The 25,417-nt window shown below is 43.0% G+C and carries 23 protein-coding genes, 4 tRNA genes and 1 pseudogene; 1 reads left to right on the top strand and 27 read right to left on the bottom strand.

Annotated elements, in window-relative coordinates; genetic code table 11:
- Nucleotides 1-18 precede the first annotated feature (18 nt).
- From AS005_RS08860 to AS005_RS05585, 23 genes and pseudogenes are all read right to left on the bottom strand, one after another.
- Nucleotides 19-414: pseudogene (locus AS005_RS08860) on the bottom strand (signal peptidase II); the annotation flags it as partial.
- A complete protein-coding gene (locus AS005_RS05480; RefSeq protein ID WP_101510694.1) occupies nucleotides 415-1,263 on the bottom strand; it encodes a protein-glutamate O-methyltransferase CheR in 849 nt (282 codons plus the stop codon). It lies immediately after the preceding pseudogene.
- Nucleotides 1,205-1,936, bottom strand: a complete 732-nt coding sequence (locus tag AS005_RS05485; protein WP_233186257.1) for a hypothetical protein — start codon at nucleotides 1,934-1,936, stop codon at nucleotides 1,205-1,207. The genes AS005_RS05480 and AS005_RS05485 overlap by 59 nt, the downstream gene beginning before the upstream one ends.
- Nucleotides 1,933-2,694, bottom strand: coding sequence for a YebC/PmpR family DNA-binding transcriptional regulator (locus AS005_RS05490; protein WP_199203856.1), 762 nt, complete (start codon nucleotides 2,692-2,694; stop codon nucleotides 1,933-1,935). Before AS005_RS05490 ends, AS005_RS05485 begins: the two co-directional genes overlap by 4 nt.
- The gene (locus AS005_RS05495) at nucleotides 2,694-4,031 is read right to left on the bottom strand and encodes a PP2C family protein-serine/threonine phosphatase (RefSeq protein WP_101510696.1); all 1,338 of its coding nucleotides are present in this window, start codon (nucleotides 4,029-4,031) and stop codon (nucleotides 2,694-2,696) included. The genes AS005_RS05490 and AS005_RS05495 overlap by 1 nt, the downstream gene beginning before the upstream one ends.
- Entirely contained in the window at nucleotides 4,024-4,392 is a 369-nt protein-coding gene (locus tag AS005_RS05500) for a response regulator (RefSeq protein WP_101510697.1), read from the bottom strand. Before AS005_RS05500 ends, AS005_RS05495 begins: the two co-directional genes overlap by 8 nt.
- Nucleotides 4,364-4,984: a TIGR03936 family radical SAM-associated protein gene (locus tag AS005_RS05505; protein WP_101510698.1), complete on the bottom strand. Its 621-nt coding sequence runs from the start codon at nucleotides 4,982-4,984 to the stop codon at nucleotides 4,364-4,366. The genes AS005_RS05500 and AS005_RS05505 overlap by 29 nt, the downstream gene beginning before the upstream one ends.
- Nucleotides 4,981-5,988 (bottom strand): lysylphosphatidylglycerol synthase transmembrane domain-containing protein, encoded by a 1,008-nt coding sequence (locus tag AS005_RS05510; RefSeq protein WP_233186258.1) that lies wholly within the window; start codon nucleotides 5,986-5,988, stop codon nucleotides 4,981-4,983. The genes AS005_RS05505 and AS005_RS05510 overlap by 4 nt, the downstream gene beginning before the upstream one ends.
- Before the next feature lie 14 nt (nucleotides 5,989-6,002).
- The gene (locus tag AS005_RS05515; protein WP_101510699.1) at nucleotides 6,003-6,641 is read right to left on the bottom strand and encodes a diguanylate cyclase; all 639 of its coding nucleotides are present in this window, start codon (nucleotides 6,639-6,641) and stop codon (nucleotides 6,003-6,005) included.
- A gap of 1 nt (nucleotide 6,642) precedes the next feature.
- On the bottom strand, nucleotides 6,643-7,209 hold the full coding sequence (gene pdxT / locus AS005_RS05520) for a pyridoxal 5'-phosphate synthase glutaminase subunit PdxT (protein WP_101510700.1): 567 nt from the start codon (nucleotides 7,207-7,209) through the stop codon (nucleotides 6,643-6,645).
- 3 nt (nucleotides 7,210-7,212) lie between these two features.
- Nucleotides 7,213-8,094 (bottom strand): pyridoxal 5'-phosphate synthase lyase subunit PdxS, encoded by an 882-nt coding sequence (gene pdxS, locus AS005_RS05525; protein ID WP_101510701.1) that lies wholly within the window; start codon nucleotides 8,092-8,094, stop codon nucleotides 7,213-7,215.
- Between the two features lie 13 nt (nucleotides 8,095-8,107).
- Nucleotides 8,108-9,400 carry a nicotinate phosphoribosyltransferase gene (locus AS005_RS05530; protein ID WP_101510702.1) on the bottom strand — a complete coding sequence of 431 codons (1,293 nt, stop codon included), beginning with the start codon at nucleotides 9,398-9,400 and terminating at the stop codon, nucleotides 8,108-8,110.
- Between the two features lie 10 nt (nucleotides 9,401-9,410).
- The gene (locus AS005_RS05535; RefSeq protein WP_101510703.1) at nucleotides 9,411-9,935 is read right to left on the bottom strand and encodes a cysteine hydrolase family protein; all 525 of its coding nucleotides are present in this window, start codon (nucleotides 9,933-9,935) and stop codon (nucleotides 9,411-9,413) included.
- A 37-nt stretch (nucleotides 9,936-9,972) separates the two neighbouring features.
- A tRNA-Ser gene (locus tag AS005_RS05540) sits at nucleotides 9,973-10,061 on the bottom strand.
- A 68-nt stretch (nucleotides 10,062-10,129) separates the two neighbouring features.
- Entirely contained in the window at nucleotides 10,130-11,359 is a 1,230-nt protein-coding gene (locus tag AS005_RS05545; protein ID WP_101510704.1) for a hypothetical protein, read from the bottom strand.
- 33 nt (nucleotides 11,360-11,392) lie between these two features.
- On the bottom strand, nucleotides 11,393-12,583 hold the full coding sequence (locus AS005_RS05550; RefSeq protein ID WP_101510705.1) for an S-layer homology domain-containing protein: 1,191 nt from the start codon (nucleotides 12,581-12,583) through the stop codon (nucleotides 11,393-11,395).
- 81 nt (nucleotides 12,584-12,664) lie between these two features.
- Nucleotides 12,665-13,870, bottom strand: coding sequence for a tyrosine--tRNA ligase (tyrS, locus tag AS005_RS05555; RefSeq protein ID WP_101510706.1), 1,206 nt, complete (start codon nucleotides 13,868-13,870; stop codon nucleotides 12,665-12,667).
- Between the two features lie 4 nt (nucleotides 13,871-13,874).
- Complete coding sequence (gene secG, locus AS005_RS05560) at nucleotides 13,875-14,105, bottom strand: preprotein translocase subunit SecG (protein WP_101510707.1); 231 nt, start codon at nucleotides 14,103-14,105, stop codon at nucleotides 13,875-13,877.
- Nucleotides 14,106-14,194: 89 nt separating this feature from the next.
- The gene (uvrA, locus tag AS005_RS05565; protein ID WP_101510708.1) at nucleotides 14,195-16,945 is read right to left on the bottom strand and encodes an excinuclease ABC subunit UvrA; all 2,751 of its coding nucleotides are present in this window, start codon (nucleotides 16,943-16,945) and stop codon (nucleotides 14,195-14,197) included.
- Entirely contained in the window at nucleotides 16,942-18,090 is a 1,149-nt protein-coding gene (locus tag AS005_RS05570; RefSeq protein WP_101510709.1) for a TIGR00529 family membrane protein, read from the bottom strand. The genes uvrA and AS005_RS05570 overlap by 4 nt, the downstream gene beginning before the upstream one ends.
- Nucleotides 18,091-18,145: 55 nt before the next feature.
- A tRNA-Gly gene (locus AS005_RS05575) sits at nucleotides 18,146-18,220 on the bottom strand.
- Nucleotides 18,221-18,231: 11 nt separating this feature from the next.
- Nucleotides 18,232-18,318: transfer RNA gene (locus AS005_RS05580), tRNA-Leu, on the bottom strand.
- A gap of 5 nt (nucleotides 18,319-18,323) precedes the next feature.
- Nucleotides 18,324-18,399 (bottom strand) — tRNA-Lys (locus AS005_RS05585).
- A gap of 99 nt (nucleotides 18,400-18,498) precedes the next feature.
- Here AS005_RS05585 and AS005_RS05590 point away from each other — a divergent pair.
- Entirely contained in the window at nucleotides 18,499-22,743 is a 4,245-nt protein-coding gene (locus tag AS005_RS05590; RefSeq protein ID WP_158241062.1) for an acyl-CoA dehydratase activase, read from the top strand.
- On the opposite strand, the gene AS005_RS05595 is transcribed toward AS005_RS05590, so the two are convergent.
- The 4 genes from AS005_RS05595 to AS005_RS05610 are packed head-to-tail and all read right to left on the bottom strand — an operon-like array spanning nucleotide 22,727 to nucleotide 25,380.
- Nucleotides 22,727-23,506 carry an ABC transporter ATP-binding protein gene (locus AS005_RS05595; RefSeq protein ID WP_101510711.1) on the bottom strand — a complete coding sequence of 260 codons (780 nt, stop codon included), beginning with the start codon at nucleotides 23,504-23,506 and terminating at the stop codon, nucleotides 22,727-22,729. The two genes, AS005_RS05590 and AS005_RS05595, sit on opposite strands and share 17 nt — an antisense overlap.
- Entirely contained in the window at nucleotides 23,431-24,375 is a 945-nt protein-coding gene (locus AS005_RS05600) for an ABC transporter substrate-binding protein (protein ID WP_101510712.1), read from the bottom strand. Before AS005_RS05600 ends, AS005_RS05595 begins: the two co-directional genes overlap by 76 nt.
- Nucleotides 24,372-25,124 (bottom strand): ABC transporter permease, encoded by a 753-nt coding sequence (locus AS005_RS05605; RefSeq protein WP_101510713.1) that lies wholly within the window; start codon nucleotides 25,122-25,124, stop codon nucleotides 24,372-24,374. Before AS005_RS05605 ends, AS005_RS05600 begins: the two co-directional genes overlap by 4 nt.
- Nucleotides 25,096-25,380: an MTH1187 family thiamine-binding protein gene (locus AS005_RS05610; protein ID WP_101510714.1), complete on the bottom strand. Its 285-nt coding sequence runs from the start codon at nucleotides 25,378-25,380 to the stop codon at nucleotides 25,096-25,098. The genes AS005_RS05605 and AS005_RS05610 overlap by 29 nt, the downstream gene beginning before the upstream one ends.
- Nucleotides 25,381-25,417: the final 37 nt, after the last annotated feature.

Below are 25,417 nucleotides of genomic sequence, written 5' to 3' on the forward strand. Positions count from 1 at the left end.
TTCACCTCTAAACACACTTAGAATCATTAATCCGCCACCCACTATTATGAATACATCGGCGAGATTGAATATCGTTGGTAGAAATGTCAGATTCAAAAAATCCAAGACGTACCCAAATCTTATTCTATCCAAGAGATTTCCTAAAGCACCTCCCAGAATGAATCCTATGGCTATCTTTTCGAACTTAGTGAATTTCAAAACGTACGGTAAAAGAGAAAGACCAACCACAACGAATAACACTGCCCATAGCATTTGTTCAGAAAGATTTTCAAAAAGCCCCAAAGCTATCCCTCTGTTGGTGGCTTTGATGAACTTCAAAAATCCTGGGATAAGGTAAAATGTCCCATGGATGTTACTTGCTATTTTTTTAGTAAGCTGGTCTAGCACTATCGTTAATACCATGATAAAAGCCATTCATTTCACCTTTCTATAAATGAAAGGCTTGTAGATTTCGAGTCCCAGTTCTTTGTAGTTGAATATCCTTTCGGTGCTTCCTACGAAGAGAAACCCACCAGTTTTCAAAGATTCTACGAATTTCTTGTAAAGTTCCTGTTTCGCTTCTGGTTCGAAGTATATGACCACATTCCGGCACAATATAAGATCAAAGTTCTTCTCGAAAGGATCTTTCAAAAGATCGTGTCTTTTGAATGTAACTATCTTCTTCACAGTGTCTTTTACTCTGTATTTTCCATCGGGTAGTTTTTCGAAGTATTTGTCAATGTACTCTTTCGGTGTGTTCACCAGAGATCTTTCCTCATAAACTCCTTCTTGGGCTTTCTTCAGGACTCCAGCGTCTATGTCCGTTGCTAAAATGTTCGTCTTATAAGTAAGCTTTAGCTCGTGAACAAGGATGGAGAGGGAATAAGGTTCCTCTCCTGAGGAACATCCTGCACTCCAGAATCTCATTCTCAAAGCATTTCTGGCAATTGAAGGTATAACATCATCCCTCAACTCCCACCATTTTTCGGGATTTCTGAAAAACTCTGTCACATTTATTGTCATCTTATCCAAGAATTCGTTTAGATACCTCTTGTCTTTGGTGATCATATCTAAATATTTTCTATAATCCACGTTGTACTTTCTCAGAAGAAGTTCAGTTCTGCGCTTCACCCTTTGAGGTTTGTAAGATGAAAGATTGATACCGAATCTCTTTTCCACTTCTTTCACAAACCATTCGAATTCTTCTTGTGGGAACTCCTTCCACTCAGAACTCGACGGAAGCTTGAATGGTCCAATTTTCCTTTCCGATTTTTCCTCCCACATGTATCCTCCCTACCTTCCAGCAACCTTCTATGATACCTTCTTCTACGAAAATCCAGCCGCTGTTGTTCATAAAGGAAAATCCTAATTTCATCCTTCTTTCGTAAAGAAAACGAAAAGATGCTTCTTCGAATTTGAGAATAAAACCGATCCAGTTCGATATCCCAATTTTGAAACTTTCAGATCCTATCCAAGCGCCGAACTGGCCGTTTTCGAAAAAGGGTTCAACACTGAAATTCGCAACTTCTATCTTCGTTCCGATGTGATAATCACCTTCATTTGAAACCACAGCGATCACGGGGACTTCTGTGTAAAGGAAAAACTTTTCTCCGTTCCAAATAGCACCCACTGAATTAAAATGTACATTCCAAGATTTTTTAAACTCGATGAAGCTCGCGTTCAAAATCCTTGGCGAATAGTATTCCAATGTGAATTCGTCCACATCGAACTTGAAGTATACAGGGTTGTCAAAGGTAAAAGGAAGGAGCGACAATTCTCCTTCCCTGAAATCCGCGAAAAAGTCGAAGCGAAATCTTCCGTCGATGAACTCGGTTTTCAGCTCCGGTGATAGAACGAAACCAAAAATAGGTTTTCCATTTTGGAAACCGGTTCCCAGTTCAAAAAAACCAGAAAAAGCGCTCAAATGTAGAGAAATCAAGAGTATGAATATACTCAACCTTCGAGTCTGGACAGTATCTCCTCCATTTCCTTGTCGTCCATTTCAAAGTTGGAGTAGACTTCTTGGACATCATCCATGTCTTCCAAGGCGTTTAGAAGTTCGAGAACTTTTTCAGCATCTTTTCCAGTTACTCTCACCGTGTTCTTGGGTATGAATGTTACTTTGGCTTCTACTTCGTATCCTGCTTCTTCTAGTTGCTTTTTCAATTCTGAAAGATTTTCAGGTGCTGTGATTATTTGAATTGGATCCTCTGTGTCTTTTATATCCTCTGCACCTGCATCTATGGCGACCATCACGAGTTCCTCCAGATCTTTCACTTTATCTTTGGGTATCTCGACAACACCCTTTCTCTCGAAAATCCAACTCACCGAGCCGCTCTCAGCAAGGCTTCCTCCATGCTTACTGAACAAGTGTCTCAGCTCTTGAGCAGTTCTGTTCTTGTTATCGGTGAGTGCTCTAATGTAGACTGCAACACCGCCGGGAGCATACCCCTCGTAGATTACTTCTTGGTATTCCACGCCTTCGAGTTCTCCTGTTCCACGTTTTATGGCTCTTTCGATATTCTCCTTCGGCATGTTTTCCGCCTTTGCCCTTTCGACAGCTGCTCTCAATCTAGGGTTGGTTTCTATGTTTCCTCCTCCTTCCCTCGCTGCAACAATGATTTCTCTGATGAGTTTTGTGAAAATCTTAGACCTTTTCGCATCTTGGGCCATTTTTCTATGCTTGATATTGGCCCACTTGTTATGACCTGACATCATTCCACCTCCTGTTGTCCTTTATATTTTAACACCATGATCGTCATGTCATCGTGCTGAGATGCGCTACCCATAAACTTTCTGACTTCCCTCGAAAGAGTGTTGAGAAGTTCTTGTGATGACTCTCCTTGATATCCTCTGAGTACTTTTTCTAGTCTCTCGTATCCGAATTCTTCACTCATCTCGTTTCTTGCTTCTGTTACTCCATCGGTGTAGGTTATAATGAAGGTGTTTGGTCTCAGATGCACGATACGTTTTTTGTAGTTCCATTCCGATATACCCATTGGGATTCCAGACGCCTCTATTTTTCCTATTATTTCGCCATTGCGAAGAAAGTAAATAGGATTGTGACCGGCGTTGATAATGCTCACCCTTCCATCTCGAAAAATTTCCAAGAAGGCCATTGTCACAAATCGATCATTCATCATATCTTCACAGAGTAAATTATTCAGACGATTCACCAGTTCTTCTAGGTTTGAGTACGACGGGGTGAGTACTTTTAAGTAGCTTCTCAACACACTCATGAGAAGAGCGGCAGGTACACTTTTACCTGCTACATCTCCTATTATGGCGAGTAGCTTGCCTTTTGTAAGAAAGATATCGTAGTAGTCCCCTCCCACCTGAACCGCAGGGTGAGAACATGAGGCTATTTCAAGAAAATCTGTGGTGGGGATCTTTTGAGGAAGGAGAACGGATTGTATATTCCTTGCTATCTCCATTTGCTCTTCCAATCTTTGACGCTCGATTTCCTTTTTGAGGAATTCCACTCTGTCCAATGCGTTTGCTATATATCTTGCTGTTACCTCTGCTATTTTTCTGTCACCCGCTGTAAAGATTCCCTCTTCTTTTTCCGAGAAACACATGTATCCATAGTACCTACTACCAGCTATGGGTACGAACAACAGGTTAGAGAATTTCTCGGACTTACCGGGTTCTATTAAAATTGTTCTTTCTCTTTCTTTGAGCTCTGATTCTATGTCTTCCTGTCTCAGGTTTCCCATTGTAAGACCTTCTTCCTCTATTCGAACGAGGAAAGTTTTGAATTTAATCACGTTCTTAAGGAGAGGTAGAACTTTCTCCAGTTTTTCTTGGAGATTCATAGGGAATTCGAAAACTCCGAGTATCTCGGATATTTCCAGTAGGGTCGTTATTTCTTCGTAGGAGCGCGAAAGTTCCTCAAGCTGAGCTTCCATGAAAATAGCTTGTTCTTCAAGATTTTTCTTGTATTCATTCAACTCATATTCCAAAATGTTTAAAAGCTCCTCTATTCCTTTCGAGCAATCGTAATTTGTATTCAGTATCTTTGCAATCCTTTCGCATATTTTTCTTTCATTCATTTAAGAGGCGCTTCACCTCCTCGATGAATTGGGAAGGGCTGAAAGGCTTTCTCATTACCTTTTTTGCTCCAAGAGAAAGAGCGATGGCTTCATCTTCCTCCCCACCTTTTGCTGTAAGAACGATCACGGGAATTTTTTTCCATTCCTCTTTTTCTTGAAGTTTTTTCAAAACAGTGAAACCATCCATCACGGGCATCATCACATCTAATACAATCAAATCCGGTGTGAACTCAGAAAGTTTTTCAAGAGCAACTTGCCCATTCTCAGCTTCAACAACTTCACATCCCGCTTTTTTCAGGTTGAAGGAAACTATTTTTCGTAAAACCGCTGAATCATCGACAAGAAGAATTTTTTTTGACACGAATGCCCCTCCTTTCGAGGAGATTGGAGAGAGTTTCTCCACCTTCAACGAGTGCCTCTTCACATATTGGTAAGAAAAAATCTGCCTTTTCGATCAAAAGAAAAGGGTTTATCAACCTTTCTCTTCTTTGAGTGTACCTAAAAATATAATACTTTCTCAACCTTGAAACTTCAAAATCCTCCACGTTTTCTTTGAAAAGTAGTTTCTTTCCTTTTTTCTCGACTTCCTTGCTCAAAAGGTCTATATAGTGAGGTGTTATTATCTTGAAACGGTAGGAAGTGACGATTTTGTTTATACTTTCATCAAAAATCCAAACGTTTTCTAGAAAAAAGTCGTTCGGTAAGTTTTTCTTGAGATTTTCAACATAATCAATTGAGATGCTTTTCACATGTACTTCCACATAAAATGCCAAGTTTACCACTCCAACCGGCATGGCATCAAGAAAGCTCATTTTGGGCTTTGGGTGGAAACCTTCCGTGAAAATCAATGGGAATTCAGCACGTCTGAGAGCCCGTTCCACAAATTTTATACTTTCCAGTGTGGACAAAAATCTTTTCATCCCTCTTTTTTTGAATCTGAGAACTATTTTCATTTCCCCACTTCCTTCGGATATCTGTAGGCGGCCAGGAAAATCAAGCCTAGTAGAATAGGTAAATAATACGTGGCCAATCTCCAGGTGATGACAGATGCGAGGGTTTTCTCAGATGAGTGAAGGATTTTGCTGAACACAATCTGATAGACGGCTTCCACTCCTCCACTGGCACCAGGTGTTGGAATGTAGAAAACAACCAAACTTAAAAAGTAGAGAAGACCTGTTGTGTCAAAGAAACTCAAGTTTCCAGAATTCAAGCGAACGGCCATGTAAAATGCGAAACTTTGGACGAGAAGGGACAATATTGTAAGGGGGAAATCTAAGAGCATGAAACCACTTTTCCAAAGAACATGAACACTCTCCTTCAAATCGTGTGTCCAGTTCAAAAACCGAGTATCCCAATCTTCCTTTTTGGTGATTTTCTTTACGACTTTATCTACCCATCTCACCTTTTTAAAGTTGTTGAACAGATGGGCAATGATCGGCGGATGAACTAGTGCTGTTATCACAATTCCTATGAAGGATACACTCACAAGATATGCTAAAAGGATCAACTTAGGAGCAATCAAGCCACCGGTGAGAAGCATGTTCTTGTATTTCCAAAGTCCGAGAATGGAAAGAATCGCAACAGATATCAGGTATTCTACAAACCTTGATAAGATCACGTTAACGCTGTTTTCGGATTCAAAACCGATTCTCGAAAGATGGTATGTTTGGAACACTTGGCCACCGAAATAGAAAGGGGTGAGCATGCTGAAAACGAAACTCATGTAGTTGTTGAAAAAAGAATGGTAGAGAGAAAGCTTTCTCCTCCAAACGAAGAAATACAGCCACTTCATTCTTACAGAATCTATCAAAATAGAAAAAAGAAATATTCCACACAACAAAGCAACGTGGAATAAAGATTTCAAGCGGAAGTATTCAAAAAATTCTCTTGGATCGATCCCTCTGAAGATGAAAAAAACGGCTATGAATCCAAAAATCAACGCAAGAACAACGTTCACCCATTCTTTCCTGCTCAGGTTATCCCCAACCTCCTCGTGGAAGTTTCAAGGGCCATGAGTAGATCCTCTATAGAGTCCATCCAGTCTTCGACTTGAGCCCAACTATGTTCCAAGGAAACTTGCTTTGTCCAGTTGATTCTGAGAAGCCTTCTTTTCAGTCTCTTCAAAACCCTCTCTGCTCCTTCTTTTGGTGTTCCTGGAAGAATAAGAATCAATTCGTTTTTCCTCACGAAATCGAATCTGTCAGAGGCTCTCAGGGATTCTTCCAATATTTCATAAACTCTTTTTGCCGTGGCTTCGTCTTCAAAAGAAAGATAGACAACGGAGAGAGGAAAATTATATCTTTTGGATTTTTCAAATTCTTCCTCGAGATAGCTAAGTATTCCATTTGGGAACTTTAAATATGTTCTTATCATTTTAAATCTCTTTTTGAGCAGAGAATCTGGAAGACGCGGATCAACAACATCCAGGACGACTTCCGGTACATTTTCAGGAACGATCTCCGCGATCATAATGAGCGGTTCCACGTAGTCTTTTATGTTATCACTGACAACCAAATCAGCGGGTTCCTTTATCAGGAACCCCTCCTCTCTGAGAAGTTTTTCTAGCCTTCTCTTGAGTTTGCTGTCCTCCACCTCGATCCTCACTTTCATCTCATTTCACCATCTCAAGAAAGTATCTGTGAAGCCTAAGATCATCTGTGAGTTCAGGATGGAACGTACTTGCGAGCATTTTACCTTCTCTTACAAGGACAGGATCCTCTTCGTGTCGCGCGAGAATCTCCACGTCTTCTCCTACTTCGACTATCTTCGGAGCCCTTATGAAGATAGCTCTGAATGGATCTTTCCCTATGGCTGGTATTTCAAGGAAAGTTTCGAAACTTTCTACTTGTCTCCCGTAGGCGTTTCTTTCAACAGTTATATTCATGACGTCTAACTTTTCTTGTTGATAGTTGTTTATGTGCTTTGCAAGCAGGATGACACCCGCACACGTTGCAAAAACAGGCATTCCATCTTTTATTTTTTCTCTCAATTTCCCGTCCATACCCATTTCTTTTAAAATGCGAATCATGGTAGTGGATTCCCCACCAGGAAGGATGATTCCGTCTACTATTTCCAGCTGTTCCGAAAGTTTTATGATCAGCGTTTCAACGCCGAGTTTATGAAGCGCTTCTACGTGTTCTCTAACATCTCCTTGGATACCCAGGACACCTATTTTCATCCTTTACCACCCTCTCTCTTGCATTCTTACTTCGAGCTCTTCAACATCAAGACCCCTCATGGGTTCACCTATATCTTCAGAGATTTTGAGTAAAATTTTGGGATTGTCCCAGTAAGTTACCGCAAGTACCATCGCTTTTGCCATCTTTCTAGGATCTTTGGATTTGAAAATACCTGAGCCAACGAATACTCCATCCGCTCCAAGCATCATCATGAGAGCCGCATCAGCAGGAGTTGCCACTCCTCCAGCTGCGAAATTCACAACAGGAAGTCTCCCGAGTTTCTTCACTTCTCTCAGGAGTTCCACAGGTGCACCTATTTCTTTCCCATAAGCGACCAGTTCTTCATCTTCCATTTTCGTTACCTGTTTTATTTGTTCCATCACTTTTCTCATATGTTTCACCGCTTCTACAACGTTCCCCGTACCCGCTTCACCCTTGGTTCTTATCATGGCAGCCCCTTCTGCAATTCTTCTCAGTGCTTCACCCAAATCTCTTGCACCACAAACGAATGGAACTTTGAATTCATGTTTGTTTATGTGAAATCTGTCATCTGCGGGTGTGAGAACTTCGGATTCATCTATGAAATCCACTCCCAGTTCTTCCAAGATTTTCGCCTCCGCGATATGTCCTATTCGTACTTTTGCCATTACAGGTATGGAGACGGCTTCCATGATCTCTCTTATTTTGGCAATGCTCGCCATTCTTGCTACTCCACCTTCTTTTCTTATGTCCGCCGGGACCCTTTCAAGTGCCATGACAGCAACGGCACCAGCTTCTTCTGCTATTTTAGCTTGTTCTGCAGTTGTAACATCCATGATGACTCCACCCTTGAACATTTCTGCAAAACCCTTTTTTATTATCCAAGTACCTTTTTTCACTTCCATTTTTCTCACCTCCTCAATCTTCCCAATATCTCTTTCCTACTCTCTTCAGGCGAGGATTTTCTATCTTCTGTCTTCCCACTTTCGCACAAGGTCTTCCGTTCACTTCAACCACATCTGCGGTGATGTCTATTTTCTCTCTCAGAAGGCGTGACCCCACACCATAAGCGTCTGCGGGAACACCAAGTCTCTCAAAGAGATCTATCTTTTTCTCATCGAATCCACCAGAGACGACTATTTTCAAATCCTTTAGTCCTACCTTGTCAAATTCTTGCCTCGCTCTCCAAACAAGCTCGGGACAGACACCAAAAGAAGATTCATCTTTCGGAACGACGGATCTGTCTCTCAGATTTCCAGACGTATCAAATCTAACTCCCCAGATTTTGTTTTTTCCTGAACCTATTATCGGTGAAGGATCGGTGACACCCAATTTAAAGGGTTTCTTCATGACATACTCGTAAAAAGCTTTTATCACCCTGAACGTGGTTCCTATCACGTCGTTATCCCAGTCTACAAGAATGATTCTGTTTACATTCTCTTCCATATGTTTATCGAAGGCAATAGCCGCATCTTCCGTTTTTCCATCGTAAGCTGCTATCAGGGCGTGAGGCATGGTTCCCATCGATTTTACACCCCAATAGTCTGCATTTGCGTCAGTGGAAACTCCGAACGCGCCTGCTTTGAGAGCAGCGTAACCGTCCGTTGCTTGGACCCAATAATGGTCGAAGCGGGCACTGAAAAAGAGCACAGGTTTTCCTCTTGCTGCTTTGACAACCTTCTTCACAGCGGTAGCGGTGCTCGTAGCCCTTGCGATAACACCAAGGAGGACTGTCTCCAGATATCCGAAATAGGTAGGGTTCCCTTCTATGGTCAGGATAGGTTCTCCTTCTTTTGCTTCCTCACCATCATAGAGAGCATGAACTTCTATTTCTTCCCACTTGTCCACCCACAAGTCATTTAACTCGAGTCTGAGATCCCATTTTTTTCTAGTGAGATCCACAATTTTTTTAACATCCATTTCAACGGAAGCTGCTTGCATTTCTTTGTCGAGCCTCAGAATCTCCTCGAAGAGTTCTCTTGCTCTTTCTTCATCTTTGTAATATCCGGTGCAGAATTTTAATATAGCGAGAGCCTCATCTATACCGCAAATAACGGCATCTTTCCTTGGGAAGAATTGGTAGTAGACACGTGGATGACGATTATCTCTTTTCAAAACTTTAACATAGTTGATGAAGTATATATCGGAATAGTAGCCGTTTCTTATTCGATCAATCGGTACTTTGAAGACCTCAGGACTGAGTCTTTTCACCTCAATCACCTCAGATGAGTTCGGCACCTAAAATTTCTTTCATTTCTCTCAAAGCGAATTTATGGAGTTCTTCATCGTAAGAAGCCACTCCTTCAGTGACTATTTTAACAGGTATTTCCCTGTTTCTCAACTCTTCAACAGTAAAAAGAACGCAGATGTGTGTCACAACCCCACAGACAAAAACTTCATCAATGTTGTTCTTTTTGATAATTTCTTCCAGGTTTGTGTTGTAAAACGCACTGTATCTGTTTTTTTTCACTGGGAAATGTAAATCGTACCCTTCGAGTGCTTTTTCCAACCTTTCTGTGAGCCTTGCACCGTTTGTGTTCTCGATGCAGTGTTTAGGCCAAATGTTGAACTCGGGATCATCTAAAGAGTGCCAGTCTTGAGTTGTGATGATGGGAAGTTTGTGTTCTTTGAACTCTTCTACCAATTTCAGGACGGGCTCTATCACTTTCTCGGCACCATCGAAATAGAGTGAACCCTCTTTATCAACGAAATCCCTCTGGATGTCTATCACGAGAAGGGCTTTCATCTTTTCACCTCCTAAAAAGAAAAGCCCCACGAGGGGCTGGCGGAGGCGGTGGGACTCGAACCCACACGGGCCTCTCGGCCCACCGGTTTTCAAGACCGGCTCCTTAGCCAGTTCGGACACGCCTCCAGTTACCTATTATACAACAAGAACAAACCCCCGGCAAGAGCCGGGGGTGGCATTGCTCGTCTGTCATATCAGAAGGAGACGGAAGCCTTCAGGTAGAGGTACCATGTGCTGTAGGTGTGGATTGTACCATCGAAGAGAGTTCCGAAGAAGAATCCGGTTGTGAGAGGACCGTAGACGTAGTAGGCTTCAACATTGTAGCCGAGTTCGTTGGTGCTGACCAAGTATTTAGCGGCGGCCTTGACTGTGAGGTTCTCAACGGCGGTGACTGTGAGATCTGCATCAACAGTAACATCGGTGGCTGCATTGACGGCATCGCTCCAAGAAGCCTTCACGTTCGCGCTTGCAACATCGGATGCATAAGCGAGAGCGAGTGTAACGGGAAGAGTGAAAGAGTTGGCAGCCAGATCGTAGGTCGGGGTGAGGTCTGCGCTGAACGTTATCTCGTCGGTAACACCGGCTTGTGCGTTGAGACCAACTTTAACGAGTTTGGAACCCCAAGGTGCAGCCCAACCATCACCAGAGTAGCTGTCATAGTAACTTACTGTGCCTTCGGAGTAGGCGAAGTACGGGCTCACTGTCAAAGTAACGGGAGCCATTTCGAAGGACTTGCTGTAAGCTGCTTCAACCAAGTAGGAGCTTGTTGCTTCGTATGCGTAAGCAAGATTCACACTGAGGCCTTCAAGAATGTCTTTTCCGGTGAGACCCAAGTGAGCTGCATAACCGTACGCGCTCGTGGCGTTGGTGGTGTCGGTGTCGTAGAACGCTCCAAAGATAGTGGCATCGAAAAGATCAAGATTCGTGACTCCAACCTTCAAAGCAACTGCGTCATCGAAGAAGTTGTTCGTGTCGTTTGTAGCGTTGTCGAGATCGGTTTCAGTTGCAATATCAGCAAAGTAAACAGTCAGAGAAACTCCTTCGATCCCCAGTTTTGGTGTGAATTCAAGGGTTCTCTCGCCAACGTAGTTGAAGATGTATCCATCGTTGTAGAGGGAGTAGTTGTAGTATACAAGATCGAAGAGATCGGTCATCACAGAAATGTTGCTGAGAGAAGCGTTTGTGCCGAGAACATCAATGCTGAAATTCGCCGTGATAGTGGCTGGAGAAGTCACGCTTCCAGATGTGGGAAGAACACTAACATAAAGATCACTAATACCACCTTCGAGATCGATACCTTCTTCATCTAGGTACACGTTGAAGTAGCCAGTACCAGAAACACTGACCTTTACTGTGTCCTCGTAGGCGAACGCTGCTGTGAACAGAAGACCCAACACCAAGAAAAGAGCGAGCAGTTTTTTCATAACATCTTACCTCCCCTCAAGATAAATTTTGAGTTATTTTCCACTGATTGCGATCAAAATGAGGCCAAGGATTCCGAAGAACGCACCTGTCAGGATGCTGAGATTTCTGTTGTAAGCTTTCACACTCTCAATCTTACTCTCAAGTTCAGCCTTTATTTGGTCTATCTTATCGTTTGTCATGTTGAGATCTTCTTCCAATTTCGAGGTTTTTCCGTAGAGATTTATGATGTCATTTTCGTGAAGATCTACTGTTTTCTGAAGTTTCTCGTTCTGCGCTTTAAGAGAATCGATTTCGTCGCTCAACGAGCTTTGAACATCGAGGAGTTTCGTGTACACCATGTTTATTGTCTTCTCCTGTGACTCTATTTTAGCAGAAAGTTCGGCCTTCGTGTCAAGTATTTTCTTATTCAAATCTTCGTTCAGTTCGGAGACTTTGTTGTAGAGGTTTATGATGTCCTTCTCGTGAAGCTCCACCATCGCCGAAATTTCCTCGTCTTTTTTGGAAAGTTTTTCCTCGGTTGCAGCAATCTTTTGGCTGAGTTCCTCTTTCACGGATGAGACCTTATTGTAGAGGTTTATGATATCTTTCTCGTGAAGATTGACCAACCCTTCGAGATCTGCTATCTTGTTCCCGAGCTCTTTTTCGAGTGATGAAAGTTTGTCGTTGACTTCTGCGATCCTGGATTCCACGTTTTCTTTGTAGCGATCATAATCCCTGGACAGATTTCCAAGTCTGAGAGCCACATTGTTGATAACTTCTCTGTTCGTTTCGATTCCCTTTCCGAATTCTCCTTTGAGCTCGTCTCTGAGGGCATCGATTTTTGCTAATATGTCTTTGTCTGCTTTCATGAAATTAACTTGTACATTGCCTATTTGAGCAGCAAGGGTGTCTATCATCGTTGCATAAGAGTCAACTTTTTCTTCCAGTGCCATGTACTTGTCCGACAGGTTTCCAACGACCTGGGTCAGATTTCCAGAGACACCTGCTAACATTTTTTGCTCGATGAAGTCAAGAAGTCTACTCACAGCTGTGGCAGCTTCGTATCTGGTAATGTACCTGTCCCCTTTGAACTCACCATCGGGATAACCTATGAAAATACCCCTTTGCCAGAGTTTCCAGACGTACTCGTAAGCCCAATGATCCTTTGGAACATCAGGGAAGAACGCAAACAATGATGAGAACATGATTGACAAAACAACAACTGCAAATAACACTCTTCTCATGGGACAAACCTCCCTTCACATTGATTACATGAAATCCTGTGGTGATTATACCATCACGACTGAAGGAAATTCAAGAGTTTTCTAAAGTTTTTTCGTCTCTCTGTATGAGATCTTGTAGAATTTCCTTTTGCCAACCCTCAGAATCTTCTCTCCATCGGGAATCACAACGAACTTTATGTCCTCAACCCTCTCACCGTTGAGGTACACACCGCCCTGTGAAATGAGCCTTTTGGCTTCGCTTCTGCTGGACACAGCGCCAATTTCCATTAAAAGATCGACGATGTTCTTTTCTTGATCTAGTTCGATAGTCGGCATTTCGTCTGGTGTTTCTTTTTTCTGGAAAACTTTCACAAAGTGTTCTTGAGCTTTTTTGGCGTTTTCTTCCCCGTGGAAGAAACGGGTGATTTCGTAAGCGAGAACCATTTTTACATCTCTAGGATTTATCTTTTTCTCCTCCATTTTTCTTTCATATTCATCGATTTGTTCTTCCGGTATGTTTGTTAAAAGTCTCATATACTTTATTATGAGTCCATCGGGAATAGACATGAGTTTTCCATACATATCCTCGGGAGAGTCGTTGAAAGCTATATAGTTTCCGTAACTCTTGCTCATCTTGAGTTTTCCATCTGTTCCTTCTATGATGGGCATCGTCATAACGATTTGGGGCTCCTGGCCGTATTCTTCTTGTATCTTCCTGCCCACGAGAAGATTGAACAGCTGATCTGTTCCTCCTAACTCCACATCGGCTTGGATAGCAACGGAATCGTACGCTTGAGCTAAGGGATAAAGAAACTCGGATATGGTGATGGGAATGCCTTCCTTGAATCTTTTGGCGAAATCGTCTCGCTCGAGCATTCGGGCCACCGTGTACTTCGAGGAAAGAACTATCACGTCTGCAAAAGTCATGCGATCGAGCCATTCTCCATTGAATCGAAGTTCCGTGCGTTTGGGGTCGAGTATTTTGAATGCTTGCTCTTGATATGTTTTTGCATTTTCCAGCACTTCTTCTTTTGTCAACATAGGACGTGTTTCGTTTCTTCCAGAAGGATCTCCAATGCGAGCCGTGAAATCTCCTATTATGAGAACAACAGTATGACCAAGATCTTGAAATTCTCTCAGTTTTCTCAACACTACAGCGTGACCAAGGTGAAGGTCGGGCCTGGAAGGATCTACACCCAGTTTCACGCGAAGTTTACCTTTCTTTTTTATCCGCTCAAGAAGCTCTTCCTCGCTGATGAAATCGACAACGTTCCTCTTGAGGATTCTTACTTGTTCTTCGGGGGTCATCCCATCACCTCGTCAATACGAAGGCTGTTACTATACAGGAGATGAAGAACAATATAGAAAGTGCGAGAGTGATCTTTCCACCTGTATCAAGTCCTCTTCTTCTTCCAAAGACTGTATGAAGTCCTCCACTTCCAAAAGCTCCACCGAGTTCAGAAAACTTCGACATCTGTACCTGGACCATGTAAATAAGAGCCACACTGATAACGGTGTGAATGATCAAGAGAAGTGTTTTCATAAGCTACGCGCCCTGGTGGCGCTTTGCACCTCCTTTCGCATGTTTGCCTGCTTCGAAGCGCGTTTTTAATCGATAAACCTCTTAAAGCATTATATCACATTTTTCAAAAATTTACCGGTGTGAGAGTTTGGACATTTTGCTATTTCTTCAGGTGTACCTGTTGCGACAATTCGACCTCCTTCTTTCCCACCCTCAGGCCCCAAATCTATTATGTAGTCTGCATTTTTTATGACATCTAAATTGTGTTCTATCACTATCACCGTGTTTCCCCTGTCTACCAGTCTGTGGAGAACATCAACAAGTCTTCTCACATCTTCAAAGTGTAGTCCTACTGTTGGTTCATCGAGGATGTAAAGGGTTTTGCCTGTATCTCTTTTCCTTAGCTCAGATGCGAGTTTTATTCTCTGTGCTTCTCCACCGGAAAGTGTGGTAGCCGGTTGCCCGAGTTTTATGTATCCGAGTCCCACATCGTGAAGAACCTGAAGGGTTCTTCTCACGGTGGGTATGTTTTTGAAAAATTCTAAGGCTTCATCCACTGTCATATCGAGTACATCGGATATGTTCTTGCCTCTGTAGGTTATTTCCAAGGTTTCTCTGTTGTATCTTTTCCCCTTACACACGTCGCATTCAACGTACACGTCTGGTAAGAAAAGCATTTCAATTTTCACGTAACCCTGTCCTTGACAAGCTTCGCATCTTCCTCCTTTCAAGTTGAAACTGAACCTACTCTTCGTGTAACCACGAGCTTTTGCAGCAGGAGTCATGGCAAAAAGAGAGCGTATTTCATCGAAAACTTTCGTATAAGTTGCTGGATTGCTTCTGGGTGTCCTTCCAATGGGAGACTGATCGATAGCTATGACTTTGTCAATCTTTTCGTAACCTTCGATGGAATCGAACTCTCCTGCTGGCATTTTTGTGTTGTGGAGTACGTTCATGAGGGCTGGATAGAGCGTTTCCATGATCAGAGAAGACTTTCCAGAGCCCGAAACCCCGGTAACACAGACGAACACACCGAGAGGTATTTCGACATCTATGTTTTTCAAATTGTTGTGTTTCACACCTCTCAATTTCAAAAACCCGTAGGGGACACGACGGTCTTTTCTGAAAGGGATCTTCTTTTTACCGGAAAGGTACTCTCCCGTCAAGGAACCATTCGGCTTTCTCAAAAGTTCCTCCACGGGCCCTTGAAAAACGACCTTCCCACCGTTTGTTCCTCCTCCAGGCCCTATGTCTATCACATAATCTGCGCTTTTTATCACCTCTTCATCGTGTTCGACAACGATCACAGTGTTTCCAAGATCTCTGAGTTTTTTCAAAGTCCTTATCAATCTCTCTGTGTCTCGAGGATGAAGCCCCACTGTGGGTTCGTCGAGTACATATATAACACCTGTAAGCCCTGATCCTATTTGTGTCGCAAGCCTTATTCTCTGCGACTCCCCTCCAGAGAGAGTGGTGGCAGATCTCGAAAGCGTAAGGTAACCAAGGCCAACGTCCATCAAAAACTCTAATCGTTTTTTTATCTCATTCAGAAGATCACCTACGATCTCAAGTTCCCTCTTCGAGAGAGATAAGTTGTTCAAGAATTCTAACTCTTCATCGATCGAAAGATCGGTGAATTCGTGTATGTTCAATCCGTTTACTTTTACGGAAAGAGCTTCTCTGTTCAACCTCTTTCCACCGCAGGCAGAACACGTACGTTGGACGATAAAGTTCTTCTCCAACCATTCTTTCATTTCGGAGGAACTCGTTTCCTTGTACCACCTTTGAACTTTTGGAATCACTCCTTCAAAACGATTGTCACCGTAGAGAACAAATCTTTTTATCTCTCCGGGGAGTTCTTTGAATGGAGTGTAGGGTGAAGCTCCTTTTTTCTCGATCTCTCTCGCTACCCAACGTGTGAGTCTTCTATCCCATCTGTAGGGGATTATCGCACCATCGAGTATACTTCTTTCTTCATCCACAACCAAGTGGGGATCCACTTCGAACGTGAAACCAAGGCCGTGACAACTTGGACAAGCCCCGTAAGGACTATTGAACGAAAACAACTTCGGAGTTATCTCTGGAAAACCTATCCCACACACCGGACACATGAGATTCTCACTGAAGACCTTACTTCCCCCAGAATCGAGGTTCTTTATCTCCACAAATCCTTTCCCTTCCCTCAAAGCGAGCTCCAAACTGTCCAAAATTCTGTGTTCGTTCTTTTTTTCAAGGGTCAACCTATCGATCAACAATTTCACCGTGTGTCTTTTGTTCTTGTCAAGTTCTGGTACTTCTTCGAGTCTGTACATCTCACCGTCTATTTCAACGCGAGTGAACCCTTTGGAGACGAATTCTTCCAGTTCCTTTTTGAACGTTCCTCTCTTCTCCGTAGCGATTGGGGCAAGTATGTATATACGACTCTTTTCTTCAAAGGAATGGAACAGATCATTCAAAATTTCGTCGATGCTCTTCTTTTCAAGAAGTCTACCGCACTCTGGACAATGTGCTTTTCCGATCCTTGCGTACAGGACGCGAAGATAATCGTAAATCTCTGTAACAGTTCCCACCGTGGAACGCGGATTGTGTGACACGGTTTTTTGATCTATGGCAATGGAAGGAGAGAGCCCTTCTATTTCGTCCACATCCGGTTTTTTCAGATCTCCAAGGAATTGCCTCGCATACGTAGAGAGGGATTCCAAATACCTTCTTTGCCCTTCCGCGTATATCGTATCCATGGCCAATGAGGATTTCCCAGAACCTGATATTCCTGTTATGACAACCAATTTGTTCTTCGGAATCCTCACTGTTATGTTCTTCAAATTGTGGACTCTGGCTCCTCTGACAATAATTTCATTCACGTTACCGCCTCCAACACGAGCGTTCCCAACACTAAAGTGATGATGAGGGGCAAACTCACTCTTTTAAGTATGCTGAAAACGTCGACTGCGAAGTATTTCGCAGAAAGTACCACACAAAGATGAACTGGAGAGAGAATCACCCCTCCAACGGCGAACATGTAAGTGTAGAGAGCGGATTTTTCATCAAAAATTCCTAAAATGACAGGAAGGGAAATACCAACTGCTGCTTGGGTTATACCTGTTGAGATTCCGGCAATGAGAGGTAAGAAAACCAAGAGCAACCACGGAGGAAGATTCCAACTAGTGAATTCTATAGAAATCATTTCACCGACGTTGTGTTGGTCGATCGCGATCTTGTAAAGATATACGAGGAAGAGAACCACTATGATGTCCCATTTTTTTAGAATAGTCTTCAAAGCTTGAAAAAAATGCTTTCTTCTGAATATCCCGTATCCTACAGTGTTAAGGAGTAAAGCTTGCCATCCAGGAATTTTGAAAAAGAAGATCAAAACACCTGTTCCCAAGATAGGGATCAAAGAGACAAGGTTGTAAAAAGATTCGGGAGGCGATATCTTTGGGAGTTGCCTTCCGTTGAAGAACACCCATCCTACCAGAAAGGCGATGGCGAAAACAGGAAAGAGTCCCATGGAAATCCGATCAATGCTGATCTCAGAGAGTTCCGAAACTAGAACAAAGGCGGGATATATGGGCCAGAAGAACTCTATCGTATGTCTGAACCAATAGTTTCTGATAGCCAGTTTCAGTGGGTTTTCATCCGGAAGGGAATTTTTCACAATAGGTGCTGTGAAAAGGGCACCCCCAGGCATCGGCATGAGTCCCATGAGAGCGGGTACAAAGGAGTCAACGTTTCTGGAGAAAACGTTTTTCATCTCCTTGGAAAATTTTTCGTAATCGCCGGAAACTTCCATTATGCTGGACAACAGGTAAATCAAGAAAACCGTTGTCAGAAGAGACCAAAAAGAGCCGGATACGAGTACAAGAGAGACCATCTCAACAATTCTGTGAATTCTCAAAGCGAAAAACAGGATGATTATGCCAGAGAGCAACGAAAGTGATAGTTTCTTCAATATTCTCTGAAAGATCACGATTGCCAGGAGTGATATGAGAACGGAGAATGAATACAACTCCCATCAACCTCCAAGAAGAAAAAGAAGGGGATATTCCCCCTTCTTCAGCTTTTGGAGCGGGCGACGGGATTCGAACCCGCGACCCCCAGCTTGGCAAGCTGGTGCTCTACCACTGAGCTACACCCGCCTGACGTATCTTGGTGCGAGAGGTGGGACTTGAACCCACACGGGCTTCAGCCCACTGGATTCTAAGTCCAGCGCGTCTGCCAGTTCCGCCACTCTCGCACCACTGGTGACCCGGGTGGGATTCGAACCCACGACCCCCTGATTAAAAGTCAGGTGCTCTGCCTGCTGAGCTACCGGGTCGCCGGTACAAATGATATCACAGACTGTGAAAGATTTCAAGGGGGCGAGTTGAGAAAAGGCTCTTTCAGTGTTAAAATATGCAACAAAGAGGTGATGCCAATGACCGGTGTATGTGCTGGGTCCACGAGCATATCGTTTTACAATAGAGGAGAGAAAGGGAATCTTCCCCATAATGGAGATCCTTTAGCACTTCTGTCTTCTATGATTCCTACCTTCCTTGAAAAGGGCCCCGTTGTTCTCACCGGGCGTAAAACACGGGAAATCATAGATCTTCCCCAGATTTCCGAGGCCGAAGCCACTGAGATTGCATACAGAAACCTAATGAAGAAGTACGGACTGGTAGAGGCTGTGGTCAGTGCAGGCGGAGAGAACACCATTCTCTATAGAGTAAACAAAAAGGGTATAATAACCGGTATATACACAGGAAGCAAATGTGCTTCGGGAACGGGTGAATTCTTTCTCCAGCAGCTTCAAAGAATGGGTGTTTCTCTGGAAGAGGCGAATCTTGTTAATACGGAGAAATATTACGAACTTTCTTCGAGATGCACTGTGTTCTGTAAGAGTGATTGTACGCATGCTTTGAACAAAGGGGTTCCGAAAGAACTCGTTTTGAATGGCTTGGGGAAAGTGATGGCGGATAAAATTGTAGAGTTGGCGAACAAAGCGAATGTGAGGAAAATTCTCCTCGTCGGTGGCACAACCAGGAACAATCTCATGTTGAAACATCTCAAAAAGATGCTGGAAGTTATTGTGCCCGAAGAAGCTTTGTTTTTCGAAGCGTATGGAGCCTATCTATGGGGAGTATCGAACAACATCAAAACGAAGCGTTCATTTCTGATAAAAAAAGAGAAGAGGTCGAGTTTTCCTACTCATGAACCTTTGAGAAAATTCACTCATCTCGTTGAGTTTAAAGAAATGCCTTTTCAGGAACCTGAAAACGGAGATATCTGTATCGTAGGAATAGATGTTGGATCTACTACCACTAAAGCAGTTTTGATGAGATACGAAGACAATGCCATCTTGGCTGGAGTATATTTGAGGACTTTGGGGGATCCCATAAAGGCAGCTCGTCAATGTTATACCTCCATTCTTGAGCAACTAAACGGTACAAAGGTCAAGATCGTTGGTCTCGGTGTTACAGGATCTGGAAGAAAGATCGTAGGTCTTTATTCTCAGACCGATGCCGTTTATAACGAGATCATGGCCCATGCTAAAGCAGCTGCACATTTCGATCCAGAAGTGGACACCATCTTTGAAATAGGAGGACAAGACGCAAAATACACGTATCTTGTAAACGGTGTTCCCACTGATTATGCGATGAACGAGGCGTGTTCCGCGGGTACAGGTTCTTTTCTGGAAGAAGCAGCAGGGGAGTCCCTCAGAATCCATTATACAGAGATAGGAGATCTTGCTATGAAGGGTGAGAATCCTCCGAACTTCAGTGACCAATGTGCCGCTTTCATTGGAAGTGACGTTAAAACCGCTGTGAATGAGGGGATTTCCAAAGAGGATATCTGTGCAGGTTTGGTGTACTCTGTCTGTATGAACTATTTGAACAGAGTGAAAGGAAGTAGGCCGGTTGGCAATAAGATTTTCATGCAGGGTGGTGTTTGCTACAATAAAGCGGTTCCTGTTGCCATGGCTGCGCTGGTTGGAAAACCGATCATCGTCCCTCCCCATCCCGGGTTGATGGGTGCGTACGGTGTGGCACTTCTCACCAAAGAAAACATAGAACTAGGCCTTTTGAAAAAGAAAGAGTTCGATTTGAAAGAATTGGTATCTAGGGAGGTTAAATACAGAGGAACTTTCGTTTGTCCCGGTGGAAAGGAGAAGTGCGATAGAAAATGTGAGATCAGGATCATAGAAATAGAGGGTAAACGGTTTCCGTTTGGTGGCGCTTGTAACAAGTACGAAAACGTAGTGCGTCACACTAGTATTGACAGTGCAAAGTACAACTTTGTGAAGAAGAGGGAAAGATTTATCTTCGATTTCGAAAAACGCGCTGTTTCTGGAAAAACGATCGGGCTCAGTAAATCTCTCGCCATGAACAATCTTTTTCCCTTGTTCTACACATTTTTAACTGAGTTGGGATTCGATGTCGTTGTCCCCGACAAATCCGACAGAGAAGGTTGGGAGCGAAAGAACTCAGAATTCTGCTTTCCTGTTGAGCTTTCTCATGGGTATATGTACAATCTTCTTTCTAAAAAACCTGACTTGATCTTGGTTCCGAGAATACGTGGAATAAAAGTGACGAACTCGGAAAATTACAACGTTTTCTGTCCTTTCGTTCAAAGTGAACCCGACTGGATTGTGTCAGCTTTTCCAGAATTAAGAGAAAAGTTTGTGAGTGAGTATTTTGATTTCTCTCGCGGAGATGAAAGAGATCAGTTTCTCAAACTAGCGGAAAAGCTCGGTAAGTCAAGGGAAGAAGGGGAAAAGGCTTTCGAAAAAGCATGGAGGGTGTTTCAGGGAAGATTTGATGCGATAAAAGATGAATGGAATCATTTTTTGAAAGAGTTGGAAAACGCAGATTTTGGTGTCGTGCTCTTCGGGAGGTCTTACAATGCGTTCTCTTCTGATGCAAACATGGGTATTCCAGAAAAGTTCGCCACTCGCGGGATACCTATCGTAAATTTCGATTCGATACCTTTCGAAATGGAAGAGGGTTACAGGAACATGTACTGGTCATGGGGAGAAATGATTTTGAAAGCGGCCCGCTTTGTAAAAAAGCATCCAAAACTTTTTGGTGTTTACATAACTAACTTCAGTTGTGGTCCTGATTCTTTCATCATATCCTACTTCAGAGACATAATGGGAAAAAAGCCATCTTTGGTTTTGGAACTAGACAGTCATACAGCAGATGCAGGTATAGAAACCCGTGTAGAAGCGTTCATCGACATAGTAAGAAGTTATCTCAGATTGAAAGAAGAAGAGACAAAGAAAGATGTGAAAAGACCTTATACTGTTTTGGAAAAAGGGAAACTTTACGTTGTGACACCAGATGGTGCGAAAAAGTCCCTCGATGATGAACGAGTGAAAGTAGTCTTCCCTTCGATGGGTCAGTTTGGTTCACAATGTCTCTCTGCTGCTTTCAGATACTACGGTATAAAATCTGATGTTTGTCCGCCTCCAAATGTGGAAGAATTCAAACTTGGAAGAAGCAACTCCCTTTCCAAAGAGTGCCTTCCACTTCAACTCACGCTCGGAAGTCTCATAAAGTATATCGGGGAAAAGAGCAGTGATGATGAGATCATCTTGTACTTCATGCCGGAGACGATGGGACCGTGTAGGTTTGGTCAATACAGTGTTTTCATGAATCTATGGTTAGACAGGCACAACGTGAAGAATGTGACTCTCTTCGGCTTGAATTCAGAAAATGCTTATGCAGGGCTCGGAACGGCGTTCAGAATCAGATTATGGCTTGCTGTTGTGGTTTCCGACGTTTTCTTCGATGTAGAAAGAGGAGTGATGACTCTGGCAAAAGACAAAGAAGAAGCAAAAAAGATAGTCGAGGCGTGTAAAGAAAAAATATTGATGAGTTTGGCTAACGACTCACTGGGCAAGTTTTTCAAGACACTCGGAGAAGTTGCGAAAGTGATTTCGAGTGTCGAAAAGATCATGGACTACGACAAAGCTCCGAAGGTCCTTCTGACCGGAGAAATATACGTGAGGAGAGATGAATTCTCGAGGAAGAATCTGGAGAATCTGATGGAGAGGAACGGTATCATCATGCATATTTCTCCGGTTCATGAATGGATATATTACACCGACTATCTCTTCTTGAGAAGGCTCATATCCCCGAATTCCACTCCAATGGATAGATTTAAAAAGCACCTGGAGATTTTTGTGAAGAGATACATTGAAAGGAAAGTGAAAAAAATTCTTGAAAGGACAGGATTTTACAAAGGACATCTCGTGAACGTGGAAGAAATTGTTAATTCAGCGAAAGACTTTCTAAATCCAAAACTAACGGGTGAAGCGATCCTTACGATAGGAACCATTCTTCATGAGATAGTGAATTATTACGATGGAGTCATATCAATAGGACCGTTCGGGTGTATGCCGAGCAGAATAGCAGAAGCTATCGTGAAGAGGGGAATGGAAGAACAAAAACTCAGAGCGAAAGGAATGGCGAAAAAGGTTTTAGAAGAGTTTGGAGACCTACCTGTTATTCACGTAGAATCCGATGGTAACCCATTCACTCCCGTGATTCAAAATAAGCTGGAAACGTTCATCTTCCAAGTGAGAAGATTGAGAAACTATTTGAACGGAATAGTGAACAACAGAACCGTAGTTGGGAAAGAAAAAGAGAGTATACCCGAAAAGGTCAAGATTGATTCATAAGAATTTCTAGAATCCCTTCTTCAATCTGGGAAAATTTTGGATTTGTTAAGGTTTTCAGAGTTCTTGGTTTTGGAAGTGGAACCGATATTTCTTCGAGGACCTTGGATGGTCTGTTGGAGAGTACTAATATTCTATCCGATAGCAACACTGCCTCTTCTACATCGTGAGTTATGAGTACAACGGAACTTTGCATTCTATAGACTTCTTCTGAAAGCCATATTTGAAGCTTTTTCCGCGTGTAAGCGTCCACAGAAGAAAAGGGCTCATCGAGTATGAGTAACTCATCTCCTGAGAGTACCGCTCTGAGAAGAGAGAGTCTTTGCCTCATTCCGCCGGAGAGTTGATAAGGTCTTTTGTTCTCGAACCCCGAGAGCCCAAATCGTTTGAACAATTCTTTGAGATTGGAGGGTGAACGTTCTTTCTTTAAGATAAGGGGAAGAATCGCGTTCTCATAGACTGTCATCCAATCGAAGAGAATATCTTTCTGAGGGCAATATCCCACGCGTGAGGTGAAGAGTTTCACGTTTCCTTCGTATGGAATCAATCCCAAGATCGCTTTTATTATGGAGGTTTTGCCGCATCCGGAAGGTCCAACAAGAGAGAGGATCTCTCCTTGAGATAGGTTCAAGGAGAGATCCTCAACAACCAATAGTTCATCGTATCGGATTTTCAAGTGTTCCACGGTCATTACGGTAGAAATTCGTTCGTGAATGCTTTCTTCACGTCTATCATTTTTTTCAGGAATCCCATCGAATAAAGCCATTCGGCGTATCTCCTCCATACCTCTTCTTTCTGATAACCCCACTTTTCCGCATCTGCTTTGTACTGACCAGCGAGATATTTTTGGGACTCGATCACTATTTTTTCGTCCAACTCGGGAGCGTATTTTAGTAGAATCTTGGCTGCTTCAACGGGATGCTGTATAGCATATTCATACCCTTTTGCCGTTGCCCTGAGAAACCTTCTTATGAGTTCTGGATTTTCTTTCATCAGTGATTCACTGGTTATGAGGACGGGAGTGTAATAGTCGAAAACTTCGTCTATCTCTTTGAGTGGTAAGTACTCTATCTCTATTCCTTTAACTTTACTTGCCACGCCATCCCAACCATAGAAAATCCAAGCGAAATCGAACACATCGTTCAATGTCCCCGCAAAGAAATCCATTTGTCCTACGTTCACAAAGATCACCTTTGAAGGATCCGCTCCGTACTTTCTCATAATATATTCTATAGTCGCTTTTTCTATTGGTGATCCCCAGCTTCCGTATTTCTTGCCTTCCCAATCTTTAACGCCATTTATTCCTTCACTCTTCAGCCAAGCAAAACCGGATGTATTGTGCTGGATGATAGCTGCTATGGAAACAATGGGCATTCCTTCACCCCGGGAAAGAGTTACGGCTTCTTGATAACTCACTCCGAACTCGGCTTTTCCACTGGCTACAAGTTGTTCTGCTGTGAGCCTGGAAGGTTGGACGATTTTTACGTTCAAACCTTCTTTTTCATAGTAACCAAGATCTTTTGCAACGTACAATCCTGTGTGATTCGTGTTGGGATACCAATCCAGAACAACTGTTATATCCTCTGCTAAAAGTAGAGAGGAAACCAAGAGAAGAATCAGAAGTGTCTTTTTCATGTTAACAACCTCCTTTCTTCGAACCAGGGCGTCAATTTTCTGGAGAGAAAATCTACCAATTTGAAAATAAGAACACTCAGAATCACAACCACTATGACGGAAACGAAAAGACGATCCGCTCTAAAAGTGTTCATTGCTCTTATCATGTATATGCCAAGTCCTTTCTCTGCGCCAAGCCATTCTCCTATTACGGCGGAAACAACAGCGTAGGTTGCGGATATCTTTAGACCAGAGAATACGTAAGGGAGTGTATGAGGGACGATGAGGTATCTGTACATCTGCAATTTCGATGCTTTCATCACCTTGAAAAGATCTAGTGCATCGGGGTCGATCGTTCTGAAGCCTTCCAGTGTGTTAAGAGCGACGGGAAAGAGGGTGACGAAAGCTACGATCCCTATTTTCGTACCTATTTCAAGTCCGAACCAGATGACTACGAGTGGCGCGACTGCAACTATAGGGATCGCTTGGGATACAATCAAAACAGGGTATATCACATCTCGTATCACCCGAAAAAGATCCATCAGAACGGCGAGTCCTACTCCCAACAAAAGGCCGATCACTAGCCCTAGAAGAGCCTCTACTACAGTGTACACACTGTGATCTATCACAATCTTCCATTGGGATATCATCTCTCTCACGATGGAAGTTGGTTTGGGAAGAAGATATTGTGGAACATGAGAAAATTCCCAAACGAGAATCACCACGACCAAGAAACTCCACTTAGCGATATTTCGATACCTTCTCTTCAATGGTGATGCCTCCAACTTTGTAATCTATATCAAGTTGAAGGACGAATCTCTTAGCGAATTTTTCGAGATATTTTGCTAGATCTTTTACCTGATCCATGATTTCGTCAAATTCTCCCTCTACAGTAGTGTTGGAAGGACCCACTTCGTATTTCATTCCCCAGGTTCCAATTTTCTCGATCGCTTTATCTATCACTTCATGGAGTCTCCCATTTTCTACAGCCGGTATCACCTTTATTGAGACTGTCACTTTCGGCATAGTTTCACCTCCTAATTTGGTTCTTCTAATTTTGATT

Source organism: Thermotoga sp. KOL6, assembly GCF_002866025.1.
Classification (GTDB): Bacteria; Thermotogota; Thermotogae; order Thermotogales; family Thermotogaceae; genus Thermotoga.

Coding starts and splice junctions, on each gene's coding strand:
- AS005_RS05480 (WP_101510694.1), bottom strand. CDS start 1,263: ATGTGGGAGGAAAAATCGGAAAGGAAAATTGGACCATTCAAGCTTCCG.
- AS005_RS05600 (WP_101510712.1), bottom strand. CDS start 24,375: ATGAAAAAGACACTTCTGATTCTTCTCTTGGTTTCCTCTCTACTTTTA.
- secG (WP_101510707.1), bottom strand. CDS start 14,105: ATGAAAACACTTCTCTTGATCATTCACACCGTTATCAGTGTGGCTCTT.
- pdxS (WP_101510701.1), bottom strand. CDS start 8,094: ATGGAAGTGAAAAAAGGTACTTGGATAATAAAAAAGGGTTTTGCAGAA.
- AS005_RS05610 (WP_101510714.1), bottom strand. CDS start 25,380: ATGCCGAAAGTGACAGTCTCAATAAAGGTGATACCGGCTGTAGAAAAT.
- AS005_RS05515 (WP_101510699.1), bottom strand. CDS start 6,641: ATGAAAGTGAGGATCGAGGTGGAGGACAGCAAACTCAAGAGAAGGCTA.
- AS005_RS05590 (WP_158241062.1), top strand. CDS start 18,499: ATGACCGGTGTATGTGCTGGGTCCACGAGCATATCGTTTTACAATAGA.
- AS005_RS05490 (WP_199203856.1), bottom strand. CDS start 2,694: ATGTCAGGTCATAACAAGTGGGCCAATATCAAGCATAGAAAAATGGCC.
- AS005_RS05550 (WP_101510705.1), bottom strand. CDS start 12,583: ATGAGAAGAGTGTTATTTGCAGTTGTTGTTTTGTCAATCATGTTCTCA.
- AS005_RS05505 (WP_101510698.1), bottom strand. CDS start 4,984: ATGAAAATAGTTCTCAGATTCAAAAAAAGAGGGATGAAAAGATTTTTG.
- AS005_RS05545 (WP_101510704.1), bottom strand. CDS start 11,359: ATGAAAAAACTGCTCGCTCTTTTCTTGGTGTTGGGTCTTCTGTTCACA.
- AS005_RS05535 (WP_101510703.1), bottom strand. CDS start 9,935: ATGAAAGCCCTTCTCGTGATAGACATCCAGAGGGATTTCGTTGATAAA.
- AS005_RS05595 (WP_101510711.1), bottom strand. CDS start 23,506: ATGGCTTTATTCGATGGGATTCCTGAAAAAAATGATAGACGTGAAGAA.
- AS005_RS05495 (WP_101510696.1), bottom strand. CDS start 4,031: ATGAATGAAAGAAAAATATGCGAAAGGATTGCAAAGATACTGAATACA.
- tyrS (WP_101510706.1), bottom strand. CDS start 13,870: ATGACCCCCGAAGAACAAGTAAGAATCCTCAAGAGGAACGTTGTCGAT.
- pdxT (WP_101510700.1), bottom strand. CDS start 7,209: ATGAAAATAGGTGTCCTGGGTATCCAAGGAGATGTTAGAGAACACGTA.